This is a genomic window from Streptomyces beigongshangae (assembly GCF_019710745.1).
GTDB classification, from domain to species: Bacteria; Actinomycetota; Actinomycetes; order Streptomycetales; family Streptomycetaceae; genus Streptomyces; species Streptomyces beigongshangae.
In genome coordinates, this window is the sequence record NZ_JAHKJW010000048.1 from 39054 (window position 1) to 62488 (window position 23435).

The following is a 23435-nucleotide window of genomic DNA, read 5'->3' on the forward strand; positions in this document are numbered from 1 at the left end:
TCGGGTTCAGTTGACTTCGAGGGCCGGCTTCGGGGGTGCGGGGGCGGCGCGCGGCCGGCGGTGACGCAGGCCGGAGGCCACGTGCGAGAGGAAGAAGAGGCTCACCGCGAGGGCCGAGACGGTCGCGCCGGCGGCGGTGCCCAGGTGCCAGGACAGCAGCAGGCCGCCGAAGGTGGCGGCGGCGCCGAGGAGCGCGGCGAGGGCCATCACCCCGCGGACGCCGCGCGCCCACGGCAGGGCCGCCGCCGGCGGGGCGATGAGCAGGCCGAGGACCAGCAGCGTTCCCACGATGTGGAACGAGGCGACGATCGCCAGACCGAGCAGGCCCAGCAGGACGGCGTGGGCCAGGCGCGGACGCAGTCCCAGGGTCTGGGCCTTGCGTGGGTCGAACGCCAGCGCCAGGAACGCGCGGTGGCCGAGGACCGATACCACCAGCGCCGCGCACAGCGCCGCCGCCAGCAGGAAAAGGTCCTGCTCCCGGACGGCGAGGACGTCGCCGAACAGGAAGCCGGTCAGGTCCACCGCGAAGGACTGCGAACGCGACACGATGATCACGCCGAGCGAGAGCATGCCGACGAAGAGCAGCCCGATGCCGGTGTCCTGCGACAGCCTCGGCGTACGTCCGAGTGCGGTGACGCCCGCCGTCATGACGGCGGCGCTGGCCACCGCGCCCACGAACAGGTTCCCGCCGAACAGCGCGGCCAGCGCGACCCCCGGCAGCAGACCGTGGGACATGGCGTCGCCGAGGAAGGCCATCCCCCTCAGCACCACCCAGGTGCCCGCCAGCGCGCAGATCGCGGACACGAGGATCCCGCCCCACAGGGCCCGCTGCACGAAAGTCACCTCGAACGGGGCTGTCAACCATTCCATGCCGGGGACACTACAATGGAAACCATGTTCAAAAAACCCGACCGCTCGTCCGCCCCGCCCCCGAAGCGGACCTCTCGCGTCCGCTTCACCGACCTGTGCGCCGGCTATCCGGGACGCCCCGTTCTGTGGCAACTCAGCGCCGAAATACCGGGGTTGGCGATGACAGTGCTCGTCGGGCCGAACGGCAGCGGCAAGTCGACACTGCTCGGCGTCGTCGCCGGTGTGATCCATCCGACATCCGGCGAGCTGCACCGCGACGGAGATCTGCCGCCCGCCTTCGTACCGCAGCGCGGAGCCGTCGGTGACACCCTGCCGCTCACCGTCCGGCAGACCGTGGAGATGGGGCGCTGGGGCGAGCGCGGACCGTGGCGGCGGCTGACCCGCCGGGACCACGCGACCGTGGAGGCCGCACTCGACCGGCTCGGCATGGGCGACCTCGCCTCACGCCAGCTGGGAGAGCTGTCGGGCGGACAACGCCAACGCGCCCTGATCGCGCAGGGGCTGGCGCAGGGGTCGGACCTGCTGCTCCTCGACGAACCGACCACCGGGCTGGACCCGGAGGCCAGGGAACGGATCGGGACCCTGCTGGCGGCACTCGTCGCCGACGGTGTCACCGTTGTCCAGGCCACCCACGACCTGGAGGTCGCCCGCACCGCGGACGCCTGCCTCCTGCTCCAGGACGGCCGCCTCACGGGGCAGGGGCATCCCGACCAGGTCCTCTCCGCGTCGGCGCTGACCCGCATCTGGCAGACCCTCTAGACCACCGGGCCGTCGCAGACCGCGCCCTTCCGCCCCGGACGGCTCCGGGACGTCGTCACCGAAGGTCTCGACAGCGGCGCGTACGGGCGCGTCCCCGTCCCCCGCGGCCCCTCGGCTCCTGTGCCGATGCGGCGCCACGGCAGCGGGTGCCGTGGCAGCCTTTCCCTGTGACATCACTCGAGGTGGCCGCTCCCGCCTTCACCCAGTTCACCCGCCCGTCCGAACTGACCGGCTCCCCGAGACGGGAACTGACGGCCTGCTGGGCGGCGTCGATCAACGCCGGTGGGGCGGTCCTTCCGCCGGACTGTCCCCTGCCGCCCGTGACACCGGCCGACCTCGAAGGCGCCGTGGTCCGCATCGCGGACGGTCTGGCGCCCGAGCACAGCAGACTGCTCGTGGCCACGCTCGACGGCGTACTCGCGGGCTGGCTGGTCGTCCGCCGTGAGGCGCACCCGCTGGAGAGCCACTGCGGCGTGGTGAACCACGTGCAGACACAGGTCCACCTCCGGAACCTGGGCATCGGTGCCGCCCTGATGCGCCGTGCCCACCGCATCGCACGGGACGAGATGGGCCTCGAACGCCTCAAGCTCACGGTGAGAGCGGGGCTGGGACTGGAACACTTCTACCGTAAGGCCGGATGGGCGGAGGTGGGCCGGTGGCCGGGCGCGCTGCGCCTGGCGCCCGGGGACGACCGTGACGAGATCCTCATGAGCCTCGCGCTGCGAGTGCTGTGACCTCACGCGCCGGCGGACCTCGCGGACCCCACAGGGACGCGTCAGCTCTTCAGGGCCACCAGTACGCAGCTGTCCCCGACCTGCCACACCGGTGTGACATGGCCGAACCCCGCCTCGTGGAGCAGCCGGGTGTGCTGGGCCACGGAGAGGTGCCGGTTGCCGTCGCCCGAGGACGGGCGGCTCCTCTCGCGCTGCTCGAACAGGTCGGTCAGCTCGGGGTCGGCGGCCACGGCCCGCCACCATGACTCCCAGTCCTCGTCCCCGGGCCTGTGCGCGGCGGTCCGCTCGACCCGGCGGCGTCCCACATGGGCGGTCAGATCCGAGCAGGGCGATCCGTCCGGAGGGAAGTGGTCCCCGTTGATCAGCGCGCCGCCCGGACGCAGGAGGGCGGCCAGAGCACGGTACGTGCCCAGCAGGACGGGTGCGGGGAGGTAGTGCAGTGCCGTCGTGGAGACGGCGACGTCCACCCTGCGGTCCAGCTTCAGCGCATCCGTCCAGCCGTCCTCGCCGATCACCGCGTCCACGTACCGGGCCGCATCCGAATGGTGGGTGCGGCCCAGCTCCAGCAGGACGGGATCCATGTCGACGGCGACGATCTCCGCGCCGGGCAGGCGCCGGGCGAGCCGGGCGGACAGGGAGCCGGGACCGCAGCCCAGGTCGAGCAGGAGCGGCCGGTCACGACCGGCGCACAGATGTTCCGTCGCGTCGGCGATCACCGCGAACCGCTCCTCGCGGTCCACCGCGTAGCGCTGTTGCTGCCTCTCCCAACGCTCCACCCAGTTCCTTGCCGTTCCCATACTCACGCCCATCCGGCCGTGCCACCTCATCCGTCTCTCGCCTGTCGCGACTACGGAGCAATCTACAGGTGGAAACGATTATCAATAGCCTTCATTCCAGTGAGCCGAGAACGGCGAGCAGACGATCGATCTCCTCGTCGGTGTTGTAGACGTGCAGGCTGACCCGCACGGATCCGCTCCTCTCGTCGGCACCGGCCTGGCAGAGGCTGTCGGCCCGGACCATGAAGCCGTGGCTGTAGAGGATGAAGCCCAGGTCGTCGGAGGGGATGCCGCGGTGCCGGAAGGTGACGATGCCGTGCCGCCGCTGAGCCGTGGGCAGCTCGCTGTCCGAGGCGAGACTGGCGGGACAGCCGAGCACGTCGTAGGACTCCAGGCGGTGCAGCCGGTCGGTCAGGCGGGTGGCCAGCCGGGTGAGGTGACGGGCGATCCGTTCCGGGCCGGCCTCGTCCAGCCAGTCGAGTGCCGCCAGGAGCGACACGATGCCCACGGTGTTGGGGGTACCCCGCCACCCCTCGGGCCGCAGCGCCGGCCCCCGGGTGTTGCGTGCCCATACCGCTCCCGTGCCGGGCAGGGCCATCGCCTTGTGCCCGGAGAAGACGAGGAAGTCGACGTCGAGAGCCGGGTCACCGACGTCGACGGGGAGGTGGCCGACGCTCTGGGCGGCGTCCAGGCAGATCGGCACACCGGGGCCGACGGCGGCGCGCAGCCGGTGCACGTTCATGTCGCCGCCGTAGACGTGGTGGACGTGGGTCGCCGCGACGAACCGGGTGCGGGGGCCGATCATCCCGGCGAGGGCCCGGTGGTCGTAGTCACCGGAGGACTCCTGGCGGGGAAGGGCCCGCACCCGCACGTCGGCACCGCGCTCGGCCAGCAGGCGACGGGCTTCGAGCCAGGGTTCCAGGTTGGCCCGGTGGTCGGCGAACGGGACGAGGATCTCGTCGCCGTCGGCGAGGTACGGCACGAGCCAGTCGCGGGCGACGGTACGCAGGCCCTCGGTGGTACCGCTGGTGAAATGGACGGTGGAGCGGTCCGGGTGCAGGTCGCCCAGGAACTCCTTGACCCGTTCGCGGGCCCGTTCCACCAGTTCAGTGGTGCGGTTGGCCCAGGGATAGGTACCACGGCCCGCGTTGGCGTTGGACGTGGTGAGGTAGGTCTCGACGGCGTCGAGGACGGCCCGCGGTTTCTGCGAGGTCGCCGCGCTGTCCAGGTACGCCAGGTCGGGATGGGCGGTGACGATCGGGAACTGCGCCCTCAGGGCCCGCTGCCAGGAACCGGCCTCGGCAAAGGTCTCCTCAAGCATGGTTCACTCCCTCACCAGCGGTGCGCCGGCGTCCCGCCACGCCACGATCCCGCCCGCCAGGCTCCTGACGTCCGGGTGGCCCATGCGGGACAGCAGCGCGGCGTAGCGCAGGGACTTCTCCCCCACCGGGCAGGCGAGCAGCACCGGGGTGCGTTTGCTGAACGGCAGTCCCGGCCGGACCAGTTCCTCGAAGAGCTCGTCGACGATGTTGACCGAGCCCTCGATGTGCAGGGCCGCGTAGGCGTGCGGACCGCGAAGGTCCACCACCAGCGGGCGGGGCTCCCCCTGCGCGATCCAGCGCCGTGCGTCGTCGACGCCGACCGCACGGCCTTGCGCCCTGATCTCCTCGTCGCCGAGCGCCGACGGGGAGTGCCCCCGCCGCGCCCTGCCCAGGAGCTCCGGACGGCGTTGGCGTACGTAGCTCAGGTAGCTCTCGGCCCGGTCGCACACGATGAAGACGGCGGTCCGGCGACCGCCGGTGCCGTCCAGTTCGGCGTCGACGGACGCCAGATGGCGTACGGCTCCCTGGTAGGCGGCGCCGCCGGTCGGGCCCGACAGCAGTCCGCAGCGGCGGATCAGGGTGAGCATCCCGTCGATGGCCTCCTGCGAGGTGACCGGGGCGAGGGAGTCGTAGGTCGCCGGGTCGAACAGACCGACCTGGTGGACCTCGTCGATGGTGCGGATGCCGGGAATGAAGTCGGACTTGTCGGCGACCAGTCCGAGGACACGTACCCCGGCGTCGTGCTCGCGCAGGACGCGGGCGACACCGGTGGAGGAACCGGCCGTACCGACGCAGGCCACGAACCAGTCCGGCGCCCGCCCGTCGAGGTCCTTGACTATCTCGGGCCCGGTCCCGGCCGCGTGTGCCTCGACGTTGCGCGGGTTGAAGTACTGGTCGGTGTGCAGATGGGTGCTGCCGGGTTCGGAGAGCGCCTGGTGGAAACGGGTGAGCGGGTCGTCCGTGTCGGTGGGATCGAGACACTCGCTCCGTCCGGGCAGCTCCTCGATCTCGGCGCCGAGGAGCAGGAGCAGTTCCTTGATCTCGGGTACGCGCATCCGGTTGGTGACGCTCTTGAACTTCAGCCCGTGCATCCCGGCCAGCAGGGCCAGGGCCTTGGCCGTGTTGCCGCTGGAGAGCTCCACGACCGTCCCCCCGCCGCCGGCCTCGTTCTCCAGGTGCGGGCGGGCCATGTGCCAGGCCGGCCGGTCCTTGACGGACCCGAACGGGTTGAGCATCTCCAGTTTGGCGTAGAGGTCGATGTTGCGCAGACCGTGTACGGACGGGTCGATGCGGACCAGCGGCGTGTTGCCGATGGCCTCGGTGATGCTGTCATACCTCATGCCGGTACTCCCTGCAGACGTGTGAGCGGCCAGTAGTCCTCGTCCGGGCACCAGTGCCAGGTCCCGTCCTCCTCCGTGACCGCGACCGTCCGCGCCGACGGCTGGCGTTGCGCGTGGTGGGCGTGGAAGTCCATGACGTATCCGGCGGTGTTGGCGAAGGCCATCAGGTCCCCCACCCGGGGCAGGCGGGGGAGGAACACCAGCCGGCGGGTGATCAGATCGGCCTCCAGGCAGAGGTTGCCGACGATGTGGACCCCGACCGGTCCGTCGTGCGCCGCCTCGTGCGCGGGGCCGCCACGCGGCAGCAGCACGGGGTCGACCAGGACCCCGTGCTCCTCCAGGCTCACGTCTCCGGCGTTCATGCCGAGCCTCACCAGGTACCGGTCGGCTCCGCCGCCCAGGGGTCGCACCTCCAGCACCCGCGCCAGCGACAGACCGCACTGGTCGACGAGGGCACGGCCGGGTTCGACGTACAGGTCGTGGAGGTGTTCCAGGAGCAGAGTGGCCGGTGCGCGGCCGAGGACGGGGGCGGGACGGGAGAGGAGTTCGTCGAGGTAGCCGGGTCCGGCGACGGGGCGGTGGGCGGGGTAGAGGGCGGCGGCACCGCGTACCGTGCCGGCCTCGTTGCGCAGACCGTAGCCATGCCCGCCCCAGGTCAGGGGCGGGCGGGTGCCGAGGACCGCCTCGCTCAACGCGGTGGTCCAGCGCTCCCACTCGCCGGCGTCCTCGACGTAGCCGGTCCCGAAGCCGCCGCCGATGTCCACCACGCGCGGCGCGAGGCCCCGTGCGCGGCACTCGTCCATGAGCAGCACACAGCGCTCCAGGGCCCGGCCCTTCTCCTCCAACCCGGTGGTGTCCAGGTGATAGGCCAGGCCGACCAGGTCGACGCTGTCCGCATGCCGTTCCAGCGCCGCCCACACCTCGTCCGTCCCGGCGACCGGCGTTCCGAACCGGCTGCGGCGCGACAGCATCCGGGTGCCCGCGCCTCCGGTTCCGTCCTGCGACTCGAACCCGGACAGCCGCACCAGCACGTCCGCCCTGCGCAGGCCGTACTCCCGTACCAGACCGGCCAGTTGTTCCAGCTCGGCGACCGAGTCGACGTTCACCGTCGCGCCCACCCGGGCGGCCAGCCAGAGGAACTCCCGGTCTTTCGGGCCGGTGGCCATCACCCGGTCCCCGGTGAAGCCGCAGCCCAGCGCGTGCCGCAGTTCTCCCAGGGAGGCCACGTCGACGCCGACGGCGGCCGGGTCGCAGGCCGCGAGCCTGCGCACCAGGCTGCTGGAACGATTCGCCTTGTGGGCGAAGTACACCCTTCCGGCGAGGTGGTGACGCCGGTAGACGGCGCCGAAGCGTTCCGCGTTCTCGGCGACGACCTCGGGAAGCAGCACGTTCAGCGGCGATCCCAGCGCGTCGACCAGGGAGTGCAGGAACGGCGCGTCCCCCAGCAGCGAGGCGAGCGGTGGTTCCACCCGCGGCCTCAAGAACAAGGGCGCGTCCCTCACGAAGTACCTCCCACGTCAGTCGATCACCGCGTCGTCGTCCCGATGATCAGTACGTGACAATCGTTTCCAACTGCATGCGCCGCTAAGCCTCTTCCTTCCTGCGCGGCCGCCCTGCCCCGCACCGCCCGGGCCGGACCGGCGCCCGTGGCCGGGACAGCACGGGGAACAGCGACTGCGGATTCCCGCCTCCCGGCGCGTTCCGCAGACGGCCCTTCCTGCCGCCGGGGACTCCGTGGCGCCGGCGGCAGCATCGAAACGTGGCAGTGGTCCTTCCGTCGGCCGCCCCGGCGTCGTCCGCCGCACCGCGACCGACCGTCGCGAAGGTTCTATGCCCAGACCCGTGCCCCAGTACCACCGCCCGGCGTGCCACGGGCAACGGAGAACGGCCGCGACCGGCCGGGCGTGCGTGCGTGCGGGAATGAACACATGAATATTTGTTCAGCTGTTCCTGTACGGTGGTGGGCCGGAACCCCCGTCCCCACCGAAGGCACCCCTCTCATGACTTCCACGCCGACCGCCCCCGGACCACCGGAACAGCGCACCGCAGGGTCCCCGCCGCGCCGGCGCACCCGGGTCCTGGCCCTGTCCGAGGCCCGCTGGGCGCTCGCGGCCCTGGTCCTGTTCCTGCTGGCCCTTCCGCTGCATCTGCTCGGCGCCCCGGTGTGGCTGTGGGGACCGCTGTACGCCGCCGTCTACGTCACCGGCGGCTGGGAGCCGGGCCGGGAGGGCCTGGAGGCCCTGAAGGACAAGACCCTGGACGTGGACCTGCTGATGGTGGTCGCCGCGCTCGGCGCCGCCGCCGTCGGCCAGGTCCTGGACGGCGCGCTGCTGATCGTCATCTTCGCCACCTCCGGCGCCCTGGAGGCGGTGGCGACCGCCCGGACGGCCGACTCGGTGCGCGGCCTGCTCGACCTCGCACCCTCCACCGCGACCCGGCTGCTGCCCGACGGCGGCGAGGAGGGCGTACCGGCCGCAGAACTGGCGGTCGGGGACGTGATCCTGGTCAGGCCGGGCGAGCGGATCGGCGCGGACGGCCGGGTCACGGCCGGCGCGAGTGAGGTCGACCAGGCCACCATCACCGGCGAACCGCTGCCGGTCGTCAAGGACGCGGGCGACGAGGTGTTCGCCGGCACGGTGAACGGCACCGGGGCCCTGCGGGTACGGGTGGAGCGGAATCCGTCGGACTCGGTGATCGCACGGATCGTGAGGATGGTCGAGGAAGCCTCCCGGACCAAGGCACCGACCCAGCTGTTCATCGAGAAGATCGAGCAGCGCTACTCGATCGGTATGGTCGCCGCCACCCTGGCGGTCTTCGCCGTCCCGCTGCTCCTCGGTGACGACCTGCGGTCGGCGCTGCTCCGCGCGATGACCTTCATGATCGTGGCGTCACCGTGCGCGGTGGTGCTGTCCACGATGCCACCGCTGCTGTCGGCCATGGCCAACGCCGGCCGCCACGGCGTACTCGCCAAGTCCGCGGTCGTCATGGAACGCCTAGGCCAGATCGACACCGTCGCCCTGGACAAGACCGGCACCCTCACCGAGGGCACCCCGCGTGTCACCGACATCCGCCCGCTGACCGGCGGCGACCTGGGTGGCGACCTGGGGAAGGACGGACTGCTGGCCCTGGCCGCCGCCGCCGAGCGCCCGAGCGAACACCCCCTAGCCCGTGCCCTCGTCGACGCCGCCCGGGAAGGCCACCTCACGCTCGCCGACGCGGACGGCTTCAGCTCGACGCCGGGGCGGGGCGTCACCGCCGTCGTCGGGGGCCGCACCGTCCAGGTCGGCTCCCCCGCCCGCCTCCTGACCGCCGACGCGGACGAGGCGCACGCCGCGGTGCAGGAACTGGAGAACGCCGGACGCACCACGGTGGTGGTCCTGGTCGACGGAGAACCGGCCGGGGTGCTGGGCCTCACCGACCGGCTGCGCCCCGACGCGGCCGCCACCGTCGCCGCGCTGACCGCCCTGACCGGCCGCACCCCGACCCTGCTGACCGGCGACAACCGACGCGCCGCGCAGCACCTGGCCGCCGAGGCGGGCATCACCGACGTCCGCGCCGGACTGCTGCCCGAGGACAAGGTGGCCGCCGTCCGCGCATGGGAGCGGGAGGGGCGCCGGGTCCTGGTAGTCGGTGACGGCGTGAACGACGCCCCGGCCCTGGCCGCCGCGCACACCGGCATCGCCATGGGCGGAGCCGGCTCCGACCTCGCCCTGGAATCCGCCGACGCCGTCGTGGTCCGCGACGAACTCGCCGCCATCCCCGCCGTCGTACGCCTGTCCCGCACCGCCCGGCGCCTGGTGATCCAGAACCTCGTCGTCGCCGGGGCGTTCATCGCCGTACTGGTGGCCTGGGACCTGACCGGTACGCTGCCGCTGCCGCTCGGGGTCGCCGGCCACGAGGGCTCCACCGTCATCGTCGGCCTCAACGGCCTGCGCCTGCTGCGCGAAGCCGTCTGGACCGACTCCAGGAAGGACGCCACGTGAGCAAGGGCTCCCGCCGTACCGCCGCTGCCGCATCCGCCGCGTCCGCCGCGTCCCCGCGGGCGGAGCGCTGCACCGTCACCGTGTGCCGGGGATGTTGCTGCGGCACGCCGAAGGTCCCCGGCCTCGACCATGCGGCCCAGCTGCGCGACCTGCGCCAGGCACTCGACGGCAGGGCGGCCGTCCGCGTCACCGACTGCCTGGACGCCTGCGAGCACGCCAACGTCGTGGTCGTCCAGCCCTCCCCCGCCGGCCGCGCGGCGGGCGGGCGGCCCGTGTGGCTCGGCCTGGTCAACGATCCGGACGCCACCGCCGACATCACCTCCTGGATCGAACAGGGCGGGCCGGGTCTCGCGGACCCGCCCGGCGTGCTCGACCTGTACGGCTTCACCCCGTCCCGACGGGTGCGGGGACAGGTGGGCTGACCCGGATCTTCGCGCGACGACCACTGCGTCGGGGCTCATGGCCGGCATCCGGTCCGGTCGAATCCGGTTGGACCAAGGGGCCTGTTATTACCACCGCGATGATGTCCGCCCCTCGCACATGCCATGACATGGGCATGGGCATGGGCGCACCCGAGGCCACGGCGTACACCTCAGGTTTACGAACCACATACCGCGTTGGTCTGATGAGATGTCTTCTCCTTTGCCATAGCCTGCATTCACTTCGGTACGCCGGGAACTCACGGCACCCGACTCGATGTCACCCAGGGGGAAACGCATGCGAGGTTTACTCAAGTCCGCTGTCCGCACGGCCGGAGTCACCGTTGCGGGGGCGGCCGTGCTGGTCGGATTCGCCGGACCGGGACACGCAGCAGGCGGGTATTACAAGGCATCCACCAAGGACGGCTGCGCGGATATGCGGGGGCATTACCACTACGACTATGTCGCCCACCGCCAGGGCAGGGCCACCTACAACACGCGCTGGGACTTCCGGATCGACGCCTACCCCAGCAGCTGCGGCTGGTTCCGGTCGTTCGCGCCGTACGCCACATACAGCAAGTGGACGGGAACCAAGTGGGACTACTCCCGCACCAGCAAGTACACCCGGATCGAGAAGGCGGGCACGGGCCGCAATGTGGCCGACGTGATGATCTACCTCTGTGAGGTCGGGAAGCCGAGCACCTGCGGAAGGATCCACGGAGCCTAGCGGGAGACCGTGGACACGGCAGCGAGGACGTGAGCGGGGGAATGTGATGCGCAAGCACAGGCACGCGACGAGGAACCTGATCCGTGGTGTCCTCGCACTGGGACTGTCGGCCGTGGCCGCCACGAGTACCGGCGGCTCCGCGTCGGCAGCGGACTACGGCGGTTCGCGAAGTTTCGACATCTCGGTGCCGGGAGCACGGTACAAGGGGGTCGTCAACTGGAAGGCGACCGATCTGGAACCTCCGTCGACCTTCGCCGAAATCGTCGATGCCCAAGTGAGCGACACCGCGCCGGACGACTATCGGGCCGTGGCATATGTTCACTACGAAGTGGTGGCCTACGAGTACGTGTGCAACGCGGACGACTGGTGCGCCTGGAGGGACGGCGAGCGCACCGTTCACGCGAAGAGGTTTTTGGGGACCGCAACGCCCAATGGCGATACCGGTCCCGCAAATTGGTCGTACGACGCGTTCCAGGGACGCGTGGAGAACGTGTGGGTCGGTGTGTGCACCGAGCAGTGGCGTACGGACCCCGACACGACGATCCGGTGCAGCGGGTGGAAATAGCCCCCGGAGGGGAGACGCTTCCGTCTCTGCCGCGGCAAGCCGTCACCGGCGGTCCTCCCGCGCACCGCATCCACTGCACCCACCGCCTGCCCGGCACCTATCGCGCCGTCGCCGGCCCCGTCCCGCCCGGGACCGGGTCCGTCGCGTGGGCGTCGCGGCGGTGGGGCGCCGGGGGCTCGAACGGTGGACGGTTCAACGGCGGTGTCCGGCGCCGGGCGCTCGCGGCCGGGCCGTTGCCGTGGGCGGCCTCGTAGGTCTCCCCCACGCGGAGCAGTTCGGGTTCGGTCAGTCGGTTCCCGATGAGCTGCAGGCCGATGGGCAGGCCGCCGGTGTCCTCCCCGACGGGAAGGGTCAGGGCGGGGAGTCCTGTGATGTTGGCCGCCGCCGTGAGCCGCAGGAGGCTGTCGGTGATGTCCTCCGTGAACCCGTCGTCCCACCGCACCGCGGTCCAGGAGCGCGGGAGTGCGGTGGAGGCGACCGTCGGTGTCGCGAGTACGTCGATCGTGGTGAACATCTCCTGCCACGACCGGCTGATGAGGGTGCGGCAGCGCTGGGCTCTCAGGTAGTCGTCGGCCGTGATCAGCCGTCCGGCCTCCAGGAGGGTCCGCAGGTCGTCGCCGAAGAGTTCGGGGTGGTGGCGCAGGTGGTCCCCGTGGACCGCGGACGCCTCGGTGGCCACGTGTGCCCACAGGGTCGGTATCAGGTACCGGGTGAGGGGAGGGTCCACCTCGACCGCTGTCGCCCCGAGTTCGACGAGCCGGTCCGTCGCCTGCCCGACCGCGTACGCCACCTGCGGCGCCACGTGGTCGAGGAAATAGGTCCGGGGGACGCCGATCCTCACCCCCCGCAGGTCTCCGGGGTGTCCGCCGGGGTGGGGGGCGTGGGGGGAGACGATACCGGCGGTGTCCCGCGGGTCCCGGCCCGCGATGGCGTGGAGGACGAGAGCGGTGTCCCGCACACTGCGGGTGAGAGGGCCGACATGGTCCATGGACCACGACAGAGGGGTCACACCGAAGCGGGAGACGAGGCCGTAGGTGGGTTTGAGACCCACGAGTCCGTTGAAGGAGGCGGGGACGCGGATGGAACCGGCGGTGTCGGTGCCGAGGGCGAAGGTGGCCGAGCCGACGGCGACGGCAGCGGCCGACCCGCCGCTGGAACCGCCGACGATCCTGTCGCCCGACCACGGATTGACGGTCTGGGGTGTGACGAGGCCGTAGGCGAACTCGTGCGTCTGGGTCTTGCCCACCAGAACGGCGCCGGCTGCCGTGAGACGGTCCATGACCGCGCTGTCCTCGGCGGGGACGCGGTCGGCCCAGACCCGGGAGCTGGCCGTGGTGAGGATGCCCGACGTGTCGATGTTGTCCTTGAGCGCGAAGGGGATGCCGTGCAGCGGGCCGCGGGAACGCCCTGCCATCACGTCCCGCTCGGCCTGCGCGGCCTTCGCCCGCGCGGTTTCGGCCGTGCGGGTCACATAGGCGTTGAGTGCGTCCTCGGTCTCCGCCGCTCGCTGCAGGACGGAATCGACCAGTTCGACCGGGGAGAGCTCCTTCGCCGCGATCGCGTCGGCCGCGGCGGCGACGCCGAGTTCGTACGGTCGCATCAGAGGGATCTCCGGACACCGGTCGGTGCACCCGTCGGTGAGTGTCCGGTGACGAGGAAGACCGGCGCCGGCGGGATGCCGGTGAGGTCGAGGTCGTCCAGGATTGCGATGGTCCGGACGATGCGGTCCGCGAGTTCCTCGGCTTCGGGGCGCCGTGCGCTCGTGCGGACCGGCCGGTCACGGGATTCCGCCGGGTTGCCGGTGGTCATGTCCTTCACTTCTCGTGCGGGCGACGGCATGGGGCCTGTCCTCTCGGGAACCTGCGCGGGGAGGACGCCGACGGCGTGGCCGGGGGCCACGCCGTCGCGTGGGACGCGCGACTGCCGACGCGGTCCGTGGGTGCCCGACATCCCCGCGACGGGGGATGGATGCGCAGGGATGTCGGGCGGTCTCGGGGTGTTCGGGAGCGGAGTGCGGCTGCCGTCCGGCGGTGGGCCGGCTACACGTCGAGAGTGACGTCGTAGGACTCGAGCCAGGCGTTGAGCGAGAGGGGGACTTCGAGGTCGATCCGGGTGATCTGCGTGCTCTCGGTACTGACGGGCCGGGTGAGGCGGTCCTGGACACGGCCGAGGTCGAGCAGGGGGAGGATGGGTGCCTTTCCGCCGGAGACGACTTCGGCGAACCGGTCGCGCAGTTTCTTCTCGTACCCGGAGTCCTGGGTGCTGGGGTAGGGCGCCTTGACCCGTTCCACGATGGACTGCGGGAGCACGTTGCGCGTCGCGGCGCGGAGCAGGCTCTTCTCACGTCCGTCGAACGTCTTCATCGACCAGGGGGCGTTGAAGACGTACTCCACGAGCCGGTGGTCGCAGAAGGGGACCCGGACCTCCAGGCCCACGGCCATGCTCATGCGGTCCTTGCGGTCCAGGAGGGTGTTCACGAAGCGGGTGAGGTTGAGGTAGGTGAGTTCCCTCATCCGCTTCTCCAGTCCGCTCTCGCCCGGGAGCACGGGTGTCTCGGCGATCGCGTCGTGGTAGCTGTCGCTGCGGCGGCCCGGCAGGTCGAGGCGGGTGAGGAGGCGGTTGTCGAAGAGGGGGGTGCCGTCGTAGAAGGGCCCGGGTGTGCTGGTGAGCCAGGGGAAGGTCTCGGCGGTGAGCACCTCGGGGTCGTGGAACCAGCTGTAGCCGCCGAAGAGTTCGTCCGCCGACTCCCCGGAGAGGGCGACGGTCGATCGCCGGCGAACCGCCTGGAAGAGGAGGTAGAGGGAAGGCCACAGGTCCCCGTACCAGACGGGCGGCAGGTCGGTGGCCGCCAGGACGGCGGCCCGGACCTCCGAGCTGCTGAGGTCGTCGCTGTCGAGGAGGATCTCCTTGTGGTCCGCCTCGACCAGTTCGGCCAGGTCGCGCACGAAGGGGGCGTCCGGAGTGCTGCGCAGCGGGTCGGGAACGAAGTTCTCGGCGGCTCCGACGAAGTCGACGGAGAAGGACCGGACGGGGCCGGCTCCCTGGTTCCTGAGCGCTTTGGCGGCGAGTGCGGTGACGGCCGAGGAGTCCAGGCCCCCGGAGAGGAGGCTGCACAGGGGGACGTCGGAGATGAGCTGCCGGGAGACGATGTCCTCGAGGAGCTCGCGCACGGTGATGATGGTCTGGTCCAGGGAGTCTGTGTGTTCCCTGGCTTCCAGCGCCCAGTACCGGTGCTTGGTCAGTCCCTGGCGGCGCACGCGGACCAGGTGGCCGGGGCGGACCTCGAACATGCCGGTGAAGACGGCGTGTTCCGGGGTTTTGACCATGTCGAGTATTTCGCTGAGGCCATCGGCGTTCACCCGGCGGGGAACCTCCGGGTTGGCGAGGATCGCCTTGGGTTCCGAGCCGAAGAGGACACCGTGGGGGGTGGGGAAGTAATAGAGCGGCTTGACACCCATGCGGTCGCGGACCAGGAGCAATTCTTCCTTGCGGGTGTCCCAGATGGCGAAGGCGAACATGCCGTTCAGCTTGGTCACGAAGTCCGCGCCCCATTGCAGGTAGGCGCGCAGGACCACCTCGGTGTCGCTCCGGGTGAGGAACCGGTGGCCGCGGGACACGAGGTCGGAGCGCAGCTCGCGGTAGTTGTAGATCTCACCGCTGAAGGTCAGGACGGCCAGGGTGCGGCCGTCCTCCTCGGCGAGCATGGGCTGCTTGCCGCCTTCGAGGTCGATCACGGACAGCCGGCGATGGCCGATGGCGGCATGGGGGTCGGTCCACAGTCCGCCGGCGTCCGGGCCGCGGCAGGACATGGTCCGGGTCATCGCGTCCGCCGTGGCGCGCTCACGGGTCAGATCACGTTCGAAATCCACCCATCCGGCGATTCCGCACATGTACGTTGTCCTCTCGATATGTGGTGGAGCCCGGGGATCCGGGATCGGCCGTCCCGGAGCGGCGCTCCGGGACGTGCCAGAGGGTTCGCAGAGGTGCTCGGCCCGCATGGGTCAGGTGGTGTCCGGCCCTGCCGGTCGTCGGGCGTGATGGACCCAGACGGCCACGACCATGAGCGCGGCGGTCATACCGCCGAGAGTCATGACCGTCGAGGGTGAGCTGCCGTCGACGACGAATCCGCCGGCCAGGGCGCCGAGGGAGATCGTGGCCTGGAAGGAGGCGGTGAACATGACGGAAGCGGCCTCGGGCGTGTCGGGGTTCGCCTTGTTGAACCAGGTCTGGGAGGAGACGGGGACCGCCCCGTACGCCACGCCCCAGACGACGAGAAGAGCGATGGCTCCGGCTTTCCACTGGCCGAGAACGGGGAGCAGCAGGGTGGCGGCCGCGATCATGCCGGCGGCGGCGCCGAAGGTGGCCCGCGGATGGCGTACCACCAGGGAGCCGCCCAGGAAATTGCCGAGGATGCCCGCCGCGCCGTAGATGAGCAGGAAGACGGTGACGAGCTCGGCGCTGACGTCCGTGACCTGCTCCAGGAACGGCGTGACGTAGGTGTAGGTCCCGAAGTGCGCCAGCACGACCAGAACCGTCAGGAGCAGCGCGAAGCGGGTGGCGCCGCTGTCGAGCATGGTGCGCAGCACGGTCAGGCGGGTCGTCCGGCGGGGTGGCAGCGGTGGCATGACGATCAGCAGCATGACCAGGACGGCGGCGGTGAGGACGCCCATGGCCACGAACGCGGTGCGCCATCCGGCCAGGTCCCCGATGAACGTGCCGGCCGGCACGCCGAGCACCGAGCCCAGGGGCACGGCGGAGAAGATCACCGCTGTCGCGCGGCCGACGGACTCGGCGGGCACCAGACGTTCGGCCAGCGAGGCGCCGATGGACCAGAAGCCTCCGATGACGATGCCGACGATGACGCGGGACACCAGGACGAGCCAGTAGTCGGGTGCCACCGCCGCCAGGAAGTTCGCTCCGGCGAGCAGGACCATGAAGACGCACAGCATCAGGCGGCGGTCGATGCGCGCGGTCGCCACGGTGACGACAGGTGCGGCGATCGCGGCGAGGAAGCCGGGCATGGTCATCATCAGTCCGGCCATGCCGTCGGAGATGGTGAAGCTGGCACCGATCCTGGTGAGAAGTCCGATCGGAAGGATTTCCGTGGTGACGATCGAGAAAATGCCCAGCATCACCGCGACGACGGCCAACCACCCGATCACCGGGGACCGGGTCGGTAAATCGTCCCCGCCAGGATGGTGCGTGGTGGCGGTGGTGGATGAAGCCATGGTTTCCGTCCTGTCATGAGTGTGCTGTTGCGCGATCATTTCACCAGGTGGATCCGAGAGAGAGCTGGCAGATATCCGACATCACTGCGCCGGGTAAGGGTTCGGCCGCAGTTCCGCGGATGAGTGCGTCTGCCGTCGCCGCAGGTCACAGCTTCGGACGGGAATTCCTGAACGTCGTCCCCCGGTCGGGCAGGCCGTACGAGACTTGGGCAAGTCCTCTTCGGGGTCCGGACCGTGAAGGGGTGGGTCACCGTACTCACACACGACTTCGGCAAGATTCCGTTGACCGGGGCGAATACGCGGGTGACGGTGTGATCCATGCCGATATCTGTGGCTCTGCTTTTCTCCTCAACGTTTTCCGGACTCGACACTTCAGCGGCACGTGAGGTTTTCGGTGTCGACCGGTCCTGTCTGGCCGACCCGTGGTACGAATTGGCCGCGTGGGCCCCGGAAGACGCCCCGAGCTGCGACGCCTGCCGTGTCGGGCGGCTCTGGAGCGCGGACCGGCTGCCCGAGGCGCACACCATCGTCGTGCCGGCCTGGCCGGATGCGCATCAGGCCCCGCCCGCCGCCCTGGTGCAGGCGATCCGGGAGGCCCACGGCGCGGGGACCCGTGTGGTCGCCACCTCGACCGGGGTCTTCCTGCTCGCGGCGGCCGGGCTGCTGGACGGCCGGCGGGCGAGCGTGCACTGGGCGCACGCCGACGTCCTGGCCGCCCGGTACCCGCGGGTGGAACTGGATCCGGCCGCGCGGTACGTGGACGACGGCGACCTCCTCACCTCCGTGGGAGGCGCCGCCAGTCTCGACCTGTTCCTCCATGTGGTGCGGCTCGATCACGGTGCCGCCGTCGCCGAGGCGCTGGCCCGTCGTCTGGTCGTCCCCTTCACGGACCCGGTGTCCCTCTCCCCCGCCGTCCCCGAGTCGGAGAGCGACCAGGTTCTCGCGGACATCCTGCCCTGGGTGACGGAGCATCTGGAGCGTCAGCTGACCGTGGAGGACATGGCACAGCGGGCCAGTGTCAGCCGTCGCACGCTGACTCGCCATTTCCGCTCGCGTACGGGGATGGCGCCGTTGCAGTGGCTCCTGTCGCAGCGGGTGCACCAGGCACAACGCCTGCTGGAGACGACGGCCATGAGTGTCGAGCAGATCGCGGCGCAGACCGGGATGGGAACCAGTGCGACGCTGCGCCGGCATTTCAGCCGCACCACGGGCCTGCCGCCGGACGCCTACCGGCGATGGTTCCGCGCGAGGGACGCGGGCAGGGCTCCTTAGCGGATCAGGCCGCACGCAGGGGGCGGGGAGGCGGCGTGCGGAGTGACGTCATGCCCCGCCGTGCGCCGTCGGTGGACGGTGCCGTACCGCCCGACGCCCGATGTCCAGACACTGGAAGGAAACATGTGATGGTGACGGACCGTTCCGCCCCGGCCGATCTGCCGGAGGCTTTCTACTACAGGCTGGGCCACGGCCGTTTCGAGAGCACCACGGCCACGGCGGGCCCGTGGAGTCCGAAGTGGCAGCACGGCGGGCCGCCGTCGGCGCTGCTGGGCCGGGCGATGGAGGCACACGAACCGCGCGAGGGTTTCCGCCTCACCCGCGTGACCGTGGAACTGCCCCGCCCGGTTCCCGTGGCCGCGCTGAAGGTCTCGGTGCGGACCCTGCATTCGAGCCGGCGCGTCGAACTGCTGGAGGGCGAGATCAGCACGGACGACGGTCCGGTGATGCTGGCCAGGGCCTGGCGGATGGCGGTCGGTCCGGCCGACACGCCCTCCTTGCGGATCGGGGGGCAGCCTCCGCGGCTGCCCGGGGCCCAGGCGCCGCACACCATGGCGGACGCGCATCTCGGCGGTTACATCGCGGCCATGGAGTGGCGTTTCGAACCGGGCGGGGGTTTCGACGTTCCCGGGCCCGGCACGGCGTGGGCGCGTCAGCGGATCCCGCTGCTGGCAGGGGCCACGGACACCGCCCTCACCCGCGCGCTGACCCTGGCGGACAGCAGCTGGGCGGTCGCGTTCGAGCTGGACCATCACCGCAGGCTGGTGATCAACACGGACGTGACGCTGGCGCTGCACCGGCCGCCGGCCGGCGCGTGGCTGTGTCTGCGCTCGGCCACGGCCGCCAGCCCCGGTGGATCAGGGCTGGCGGTCGGGCAGTTGCACGACGAGGCCGGCGAGTGCGGCCAGGTGATGCAGACACTGCTGGTCAATGAGCGGTGACCGAAGACCGGCCGGCGCGGTACGGCGCAGTCGCCCCGGTTGCCGCCCGCGGTCTGCCCGTGCTGTCTCAGCCCGGCCAGTCGACCATCAGCCTGCGCGGCCCGCGGAAGGAGACGTTGGCGGGGAAGTCGAAGTCCTGGTCGTCGAGGACCCGCATCCCGGGTGCCCGCTGCGCCAGGAGGTCGAGCGCGATGCGCGCCTCCATACGGGCCAGCGCGGCACCGATGCAGTAGTGGATGCCCTGCCCGAAGGCGAGGTGCTTGCGGGAGTCCTCGCGATGGATGTCGAAGGACTCGGGGTCCTCGAAGTGCGCGGGGTCGCGGTTGGCCGCGCCCAGCAGCAGGAGCACCTTGGCCTGCGCCGGGATCTCGACGCCGCCGACCTTCACCGCTTCGGTGGTGATACGCCGCCAGGCGGGGATGCTGCTGTCGTAGCGCAGCACCTCCTCGACCGCCTTGGGGATGAGGGAGCGGTCGGCGCACAGTTCGTCCCACTGCGCGCGGTTGGCCAGCAGCCGGCGCACCGCGTTCCCGGTGAAACTGGTGGTGGTCTCGTGCCCCGCGAAGCTGAGTCCGTAGGCGACGTTGGTGATGTCCGGGATCGAGAGGCTGTCCGGGTCCTCCCGGTGGATCCGGATCAGGTCGCTGGTGAAGTCGTCGACGGGCTCGGCCGCGCGGCGGGCGACGAACTCCTCGCAGTACCGCCAGTAGTTGACCATGTTGTTGGCGATGTCACGCTGTTCGGCCGGAGTCGGCTTGCCCCAGCTGAAGGCGATGCGGTTGCCGCACCACGACTTCAGCATGTCCATGTCTTCGTCGGGGAAGCCGATGAAGGTGAAGATCATGTAGGCGGGCAGGGGGTAGGTCAGCGCCGGGACCAGGTCCACGACGCCGGGCCGGATCGCGTCCACCAGCTCGGTCGCCTTGGCCCACACCTTGGGTTCCAGGACCGAGATCCGCCTCGCCGAGAAACCCTTCTGGTTGTGCCGCCGGATACGGGTGTGGCGAGGAGGGTCGCAGTCCGACATCACGGGATAGGCGTGGAACCCCTCCTTGACGATCGACTGCGCCTCCTGCGTCAGGGGGAACACCGGACGCTGGCCGACCGCGGCGGAGAACACCTTCGGGTTCATCAACGCGCCTTGAATGTCCTCGTACCGGCTTATCAACCACATGTCTATCGCCGGCGCGTAGAAAGCGGGACCTTCCTCGCGCACGGCGGACAGTATCGGGTACGGGTCTTCGACATAGGCGTCGCCCAGCGGATCGAAACTGTGGTTCACCGGGCATGCCGTCACGTCCGTCATAACGGAACCTCCAGGAATCGGCGGCTTTCAGTCTCACCTGTCGATGACAGATCTGAAAAACGGAAAATTCTGGGCAACAACCGGGGGTATTTATGCCTGAGCGGATAAGCCTGCGCCAGCTGGATTACTTTGTGACGGCTGCCGAGGCCGGCACCCTGACCGGCGCGGCCCAGCGGCTCCATGTGTCGCCCTCGGCGGTGTCGGCCGGGATCGGTGAGCTGGAGCACCAGATCGGGGTGCAGCTGCTCCTGCGGGCCAGGGCCAAGGGACTCACCCTGACGGCCACCGGCCGCCTTTTCCTGCCCCAGGCCAAAGCGTTGCTGACGAGCAGCGAGCACCTGCGCGCCAGCGTGCAGGAGGTGGGCCGGAATCCGACCGGACATCTGGTCGTCGGCTGCTTCACGACCCTCACTCCGTTCTTGATTCCGTGGCTGCTGGAGGAATTCCCCTCCGCCCACCCTGCCGTCACTCTCGGCTTCGTCGAAGGATCCGTCACCAGACTGCAGCAACTACTGCGCGAAGGGCGCTGCGAGATGGCGCTGCTGTACGAAACGGACGTGGAGGACGGCATCGCTTTTGAGAAGCTCTATTCCGTCGAACCGCATGTCCTCCTGCCGCAGCGGCATCCACTGGCGGACCGTGAGGAAGTGCGCCTGGCCGATCTGGCCGGCCACGACATGATCATGTTGAACGTACCGCCCAGCCGCCGCTATTTCAGCGACCTCCTCGCCCGGGCGGGGATCTCCCCGAGGGTGCGCCACAGCACGGAGAGCTTCGAGGTGGTCCGCAGCCTGGTGGCCCGCGGCGCGGGGTATTCCCTGCTCGTCCAGCGTCCCGCCCTGGACGTCAGTTATGAGGGGAGAGCCGTGCGGGTACGCCGGATCGCCGACGAGGTCGGTCCGCTCGACGTGGGGCTGGCGCGGCTGGCCGGCGCGCATCCGACCCAGCGGGCGGCGGCCTTCGCGTCGTTCTGCCGTGCGCGCGTCCCGCAGTACGCCAGGACCCCGGACCACGACTTTCCGTTCCGGTGCGGCAGTTGCGCCGGGAACGGGGCTCCGGGCACACAGGCACTGCCGTCCTGACATCCGCCGGCGGCAGATGCGCGCCGTGCCGGGAGCCGTACCGGAAGCCGTGCCGGAAGACTCAGGCGGTCAGGTCGACGAAGTGGGCCCGCGTGGCACGGAGCGCCTCACCGATGACCTCCAGGAGCGGTGCGGGAACGACGTTGTCGACCGTCAGGGCGACCGCGGCTTCGCCTCCCTCGACGACCCGCGCCACCTGCATCGCCGCGATGTTGATCCCGGCTTCCCCCAGAATCCGGCCCATGGTGCCGATCATGCCGGGCGTGTCCTTGTACTGCAGGAACACCATCCGGTCGGTGATGTCCAGGTCGATGTCGTGGTCCGCGATCCGGGTGAGCCTGCGGATGTCCCTGGGGCCGGCCAGGGTTCCGGCGACGGTGACCGCCCGGCCGTCGGACAGGGTGCCGCGCAGGGTGATCTGGTCCGTGTGGTGCGTGCTCTCCGAGCAGGTGGTGAACCGGACGGCGGCGATGCGGTCCCTGGCGATCAGAGGAGCGTTCACCAGGGTGACGCGCAGACCGTCGGTGCCGGCGAACACACCTGTGAGGACCCCCCGTTCCAGCGTGGTGACGTCGTACCGGGTGACCGGCCCGTGCACCTCGACGTCGAGGCCCGCGAGGGGCAGGTCATCGGTCAGAGCGGTGAGGATGCGGCCCAGGTCCTCGGCGAGCGGGAGGAAGCGTGTCACCTCCGCGTGCGGGGCCGTGCCGTGCAGGTTGACGGCGTTGTCGACCAGTTCACCGTTCAGGACTCGCCGCACGGCCCGGGCGACCGTGCTGCCGGCCCTGTCCTGGGCCTCGACCGTGGAGGCACCCAGATGAGGGGTGGACACGACGTTGTCCAGGGCGAAGAGGGGTGAGTCCGTGCAGGGTTCGGTGGCGAAGACGTCCAGGCCCGCCGCGCTGACACGCCCGTCCTGCAGCGCGGCGGCCAGGGCCTGCTCGTCCACGATGCCGCCACGGGCCGCGTTGACGATCCGTACGCCCGGCTTGGCCCGCTGCAGTTCGTCATGGCCTATGAGGCCCGTCGTCTCGGCTGTCCTGGGCAGGTGCACGGTGATGAAGTCGGCCGATGCGAGCAGTTCGTCCAGTGTCACCAGTTCCGCTCCCGCCTCCTGCGCCTGGAGCGGGGACAGATGCGGGTCATGGGCGACGAGCCGCATGCCGAAGGCCCGCATGCGATGGGCCACGAGTCGTCCGATGCGGCCCAGCCCCACGATGCCGAGGGTTTTGTCCGCCAGCTCCACACCGGTGTAGCGGCTCCGCCGCCACAGCCCGTCCTTCAGCGCCGCGTTCGCCTGAGGGATGTGACGGGCCACCGAAATGATCAACCCACAGGTGAGTTCGGCCGCGGTGACGCTGTTCGCCGTCGGGGCGTTGACCACCGTCACGCCGGCTCGTGTCGCCGCGTGAAGGTCCACGTTGTCCAGTCCGACTCCGGCCCGTCCGACGACCTTGAGGCGGGAGGCGGCGGTGAGTACTTCTGCGTCCACCCGGGTGGCCGAGCGCACGAGGAGGGCATCGGCGTCACGCACCGCTGCCAGCAGGGAGGCGCGGTCGCTGCCGTCGCAGTGGCGGATCTCCACCTGTGGGCCGAGCGCTTCGACGGCGGCCGGTGCCAGGGGTTCGGCCAGCAGGACGATGGGGGCTGTCATGGGGACTCGTTTCCGGTGAGAGGGCGGTGGTCGGTTCCTCAGGGGGCGACGGTGTGCCGGGGTTCGTTCGCCACGGTGGGGTGGTCCGTCTCCAGCGCGGACTGCGAGGCGGCACCGCCCGGGGCGCCGATGACGGCGAAGAAGTCCCGCTCGACCGTCGTGTAGTGCGCCCACTGGGCCGGCACGTCGTCCTGGTAGAAGACGGCCTCGACCGGGCAGACCGGTTCGCAGGCGCCGCAGTCCACGCATTCGTCGGGCTGGATGTACATCTTGCGGGGGCCCTCGTAGATGCAGTCGACAGGGCATTCCTCTATGCATGCCTTGTCCTTGATGTCGACGCAGGGCTGCGCGATGACATAGGTCATGGTTCTACTCCTTGACGGTCCAGGTGTCGGTGCCGGTGAGCAGTGCTGCGAGGTCGCCCTTGCCGTTGTGTTCCATGGCGGTGTCGAGTTGG

General features: G+C 70.5%; 22 protein-coding genes. 10 read left to right on the plus strand and 12 right to left on the minus strand.

Annotation, left to right across the window (positions count from 1 at the left end; genetic code table 11):
* Window positions 1-6 precede the first annotated feature (6 nt).
* A complete protein-coding gene (gene aztB / locus KM933_RS29570) occupies window positions 7-870 on the minus strand; it encodes a zinc ABC transporter permease AztB (RefSeq protein ID WP_221357836.1) in 864 nt (287 codons plus the stop codon).
* 15 nt (window positions 871-885) lie between these two features.
* Between aztB and aztA the strand changes: the two genes are divergently transcribed.
* Window positions 886-1629: a zinc ABC transporter ATP-binding protein AztA gene (gene aztA / locus KM933_RS29575; protein ID WP_221357838.1), complete on the plus strand. Its 744-nt coding sequence runs from the start codon at window positions 886-888 to the stop codon at window positions 1627-1629.
* Between the two features lie 182 nt (window positions 1630-1811).
* Window positions 1812-2363: a GNAT family N-acetyltransferase gene (locus KM933_RS29580; protein WP_430727385.1), complete on the plus strand. Its 552-nt coding sequence runs from the start codon at window positions 1812-1814 to the stop codon at window positions 2361-2363.
* 41 nt (window positions 2364-2404) lie between these two features.
* On the opposite strand, the gene KM933_RS29585 is transcribed toward KM933_RS29580, so the two are convergent.
* The 4 genes from KM933_RS29585 to KM933_RS29600 all read right to left on the minus strand — a co-directional run bounded on the left by KM933_RS29585 (window position 2405) and on the right by KM933_RS29600 (window position 7270).
* Window positions 2405-3172 (minus strand): class I SAM-dependent methyltransferase, encoded by a 768-nt coding sequence (locus KM933_RS29585; RefSeq protein WP_221357842.1) that lies wholly within the window; start codon window positions 3170-3172, stop codon window positions 2405-2407.
* 79 nt (window positions 3173-3251) lie between these two features.
* Window positions 3252-4460, minus strand: coding sequence for an aminotransferase class V-fold PLP-dependent enzyme (locus KM933_RS29590; protein WP_221357844.1), 1209 nt, complete (start codon window positions 4458-4460; stop codon window positions 3252-3254).
* A gap of 3 nt (window positions 4461-4463) precedes the next feature.
* The gene (locus tag KM933_RS29595) at window positions 4464-5801 is read right to left on the minus strand and encodes a pyridoxal-phosphate dependent enzyme (protein ID WP_221357846.1); all 1338 of its coding nucleotides are present in this window, start codon (window positions 5799-5801) and stop codon (window positions 4464-4466) included.
* Complete coding sequence (locus KM933_RS29600) at window positions 5798-7270, minus strand: Y4yA family PLP-dependent enzyme (protein WP_221357878.1); 1473 nt, start codon at window positions 7268-7270, stop codon at window positions 5798-5800. The genes KM933_RS29595 and KM933_RS29600 overlap by 4 nt, the downstream gene beginning before the upstream one ends.
* Before the next feature lie 531 nt (window positions 7271-7801).
* Between KM933_RS29600 and KM933_RS29605 the strand changes: the two genes are divergently transcribed.
* The 4 genes from KM933_RS29605 (at window position 7802) to KM933_RS29620 (ending at window position 11495) form a co-directional block, all read left to right on the plus strand.
* Window positions 7802-9784, plus strand: a complete 1983-nt coding sequence (locus tag KM933_RS29605; RefSeq protein ID WP_221357848.1) for a heavy metal translocating P-type ATPase — start codon at window positions 7802-7804, stop codon at window positions 9782-9784.
* An 80-nt stretch (window positions 9785-9864) separates the two neighbouring features.
* On the plus strand, window positions 9865-10206 hold the full coding sequence (locus tag KM933_RS29610) for a (2Fe-2S) ferredoxin domain-containing protein (protein ID WP_221357884.1): 342 nt from the start codon (window positions 9865-9867) through the stop codon (window positions 10204-10206).
* Window positions 10207-10501: 295 nt separating this feature from the next.
* Window positions 10502-10930 carry a hypothetical protein gene (locus tag KM933_RS29615; protein ID WP_221357850.1) on the plus strand — a complete coding sequence of 143 codons (429 nt, stop codon included), beginning with the start codon at window positions 10502-10504 and terminating at the stop codon, window positions 10928-10930.
* 46 nt (window positions 10931-10976) lie between these two features.
* On the plus strand, window positions 10977-11495 hold the full coding sequence (locus tag KM933_RS29620) for a hypothetical protein (RefSeq protein WP_221357852.1): 519 nt from the start codon (window positions 10977-10979) through the stop codon (window positions 11493-11495).
* 97 nt (window positions 11496-11592) lie between these two features.
* Here the strand turns inward: KM933_RS29620 and KM933_RS29625 are convergent, their stop codons facing one another.
* From KM933_RS29625 to KM933_RS29640, 4 genes are all read right to left on the minus strand, one after another.
* A complete protein-coding gene (locus tag KM933_RS29625) occupies window positions 11593-13095 on the minus strand; it encodes an amidase (RefSeq protein WP_221357854.1) in 1503 nt (500 codons plus the stop codon).
* Window positions 13095-13304, minus strand: a complete 210-nt coding sequence (locus tag KM933_RS29630) for a hypothetical protein (RefSeq protein ID WP_221357856.1) — start codon at window positions 13302-13304, stop codon at window positions 13095-13097. The genes KM933_RS29625 and KM933_RS29630 overlap by 1 nt, the downstream gene beginning before the upstream one ends.
* 230 nt (window positions 13305-13534) lie before the next feature.
* Window positions 13535-15385 (minus strand): asparagine synthase (glutamine-hydrolyzing), encoded by a 1851-nt coding sequence (gene asnB / locus KM933_RS29635; protein WP_221357859.1) that lies wholly within the window; start codon window positions 15383-15385, stop codon window positions 13535-13537.
* A gap of 111 nt (window positions 15386-15496) precedes the next feature.
* Window positions 15497-16627, minus strand: a complete 1131-nt coding sequence (locus KM933_RS29640) for an MFS transporter (protein ID WP_308013582.1) — start codon at window positions 16625-16627, stop codon at window positions 15497-15499.
* Here KM933_RS29640 and KM933_RS39780 point away from each other — a divergent pair.
* The 3 genes from KM933_RS39780 to KM933_RS29650 all read left to right on the plus strand — a co-directional run bounded on the left by KM933_RS39780 (window position 16515) and on the right by KM933_RS29650 (window position 18936).
* Complete coding sequence (locus tag KM933_RS39780; protein ID WP_260334353.1) at window positions 16515-16742, plus strand: hypothetical protein; 228 nt, start codon at window positions 16515-16517, stop codon at window positions 16740-16742. The two genes, KM933_RS29640 and KM933_RS39780, sit on opposite strands and share 113 nt — an antisense overlap.
* Window positions 16743-17041: 299 nt before the next feature.
* Window positions 17042-17995, plus strand: a complete 954-nt coding sequence (locus tag KM933_RS29645) for a GlxA family transcriptional regulator (protein WP_221357862.1) — start codon at window positions 17042-17044, stop codon at window positions 17993-17995.
* Window positions 17996-18123: 128 nt separating this feature from the next.
* Window positions 18124-18936, plus strand: coding sequence for a thioesterase family protein (locus KM933_RS29650; protein WP_221357864.1), 813 nt, complete (start codon window positions 18124-18126; stop codon window positions 18934-18936).
* A 67-nt stretch (window positions 18937-19003) separates the two neighbouring features.
* On the opposite strand, the gene KM933_RS29655 is transcribed toward KM933_RS29650, so the two are convergent.
* Entirely contained in the window at window positions 19004-20242 is a 1239-nt protein-coding gene (locus KM933_RS29655) for a cytochrome P450 (protein ID WP_221357866.1), read from the minus strand.
* A 92-nt stretch (window positions 20243-20334) separates the two neighbouring features.
* On the opposite strand from KM933_RS29655, the gene KM933_RS29660 reads away from it, so the two are divergent.
* The gene (locus KM933_RS29660) at window positions 20335-21324 is read left to right on the plus strand and encodes a LysR family transcriptional regulator (protein ID WP_221357868.1); all 990 of its coding nucleotides are present in this window, start codon (window positions 20335-20337) and stop codon (window positions 21322-21324) included.
* Between the two features lie 61 nt (window positions 21325-21385).
* Here KM933_RS29660 and serA read toward each other — a convergent pair whose 3' ends face one another.
* Entirely contained in the window at window positions 21386-22978 is a 1593-nt protein-coding gene (serA, locus tag KM933_RS29665; RefSeq protein ID WP_221357872.1) for a phosphoglycerate dehydrogenase, read from the minus strand.
* A 38-nt stretch (window positions 22979-23016) separates the two neighbouring features.
* Entirely contained in the window at window positions 23017-23343 is a 327-nt protein-coding gene (gene fdxA, locus KM933_RS29670; protein WP_221357873.1) for a ferredoxin, read from the minus strand.
* Window positions 23344-23435: the final 92 nt, after the last annotated feature.

What these genes read in the sequence shown, in the direction of transcription:
- aztB (WP_221357836.1), bottom strand. Translation starts at nt 870, where the DNA reads ATGGAATGGTTGACAGCCCCGTTCGAGGTGACTTTCGTGCAGCGGGCC.
- aztA (WP_221357838.1), top strand. Translation starts at nt 886, where the DNA reads ATGGAAACCATGTTCAAAAAACCCGACCGCTCGTCCGCCCCGCCCCCG.
- KM933_RS29585 (WP_221357842.1), bottom strand. Translation starts at nt 3,172, where the DNA reads ATGGGCGTGAGTATGGGAACGGCAAGGAACTGGGTGGAGCGTTGGGAG.
- KM933_RS29590 (WP_221357844.1), bottom strand. Translation starts at nt 4,460, where the DNA reads ATGCTTGAGGAGACCTTTGCCGAGGCCGGTTCCTGGCAGCGGGCCCTG.
- KM933_RS29595 (WP_221357846.1), bottom strand. Translation starts at nt 5,801, where the DNA reads ATGAGGTATGACAGCATCACCGAGGCCATCGGCAACACGCCGCTGGTC.
- KM933_RS29605 (WP_221357848.1), top strand. Translation starts at nt 7,802, where the DNA reads ATGACTTCCACGCCGACCGCCCCCGGACCACCGGAACAGCGCACCGCA.
- KM933_RS29615 (WP_221357850.1), top strand. Translation starts at nt 10,502, where the DNA reads ATGCGAGGTTTACTCAAGTCCGCTGTCCGCACGGCCGGAGTCACCGTT.
- KM933_RS29620 (WP_221357852.1), top strand. Translation starts at nt 10,977, where the DNA reads ATGCGCAAGCACAGGCACGCGACGAGGAACCTGATCCGTGGTGTCCTC.
- KM933_RS29625 (WP_221357854.1), bottom strand. Translation starts at nt 13,095, where the DNA reads ATGCGACCGTACGAACTCGGCGTCGCCGCCGCGGCCGACGCGATCGCG.
- KM933_RS29630 (WP_221357856.1), bottom strand. Translation starts at nt 13,304, where the DNA reads ATGACCACCGGCAACCCGGCGGAATCCCGTGACCGGCCGGTCCGCACG.
- asnB (WP_221357859.1), bottom strand. Translation starts at nt 15,385, where the DNA reads ATGTGCGGAATCGCCGGATGGGTGGATTTCGAACGTGATCTGACCCGT.
- KM933_RS39780 (WP_260334353.1), top strand. Translation starts at nt 16,515, where the DNA reads ATGGTCATCATCAGTCCGGCCATGCCGTCGGAGATGGTGAAGCTGGCA.
- KM933_RS29640 (WP_308013582.1), bottom strand. Translation starts at nt 16,627, where the DNA reads ATGCTGGGCATTTTCTCGATCGTCACCACGGAAATCCTTCCGATCGGA.
- KM933_RS29645 (WP_221357862.1), top strand. Translation starts at nt 17,042, where the DNA reads ATGCCGATATCTGTGGCTCTGCTTTTCTCCTCAACGTTTTCCGGACTC.
- KM933_RS29650 (WP_221357864.1), top strand. Translation starts at nt 18,124, where the DNA reads ATGGTGACGGACCGTTCCGCCCCGGCCGATCTGCCGGAGGCTTTCTAC.
- KM933_RS29655 (WP_221357866.1), bottom strand. Translation starts at nt 20,242, where the DNA reads ATGACGGACGTGACGGCATGCCCGGTGAACCACAGTTTCGATCCGCTG.
- KM933_RS29660 (WP_221357868.1), top strand. Translation starts at nt 20,335, where the DNA reads ATGCCTGAGCGGATAAGCCTGCGCCAGCTGGATTACTTTGTGACGGCT.
- serA (WP_221357872.1), bottom strand. Translation starts at nt 22,978, where the DNA reads ATGACAGCCCCCATCGTCCTGCTGGCCGAACCCCTGGCACCGGCCGCC.
- fdxA (WP_221357873.1), bottom strand. Translation starts at nt 23,343, where the DNA reads ATGACCTATGTCATCGCGCAGCCCTGCGTCGACATCAAGGACAAGGCA.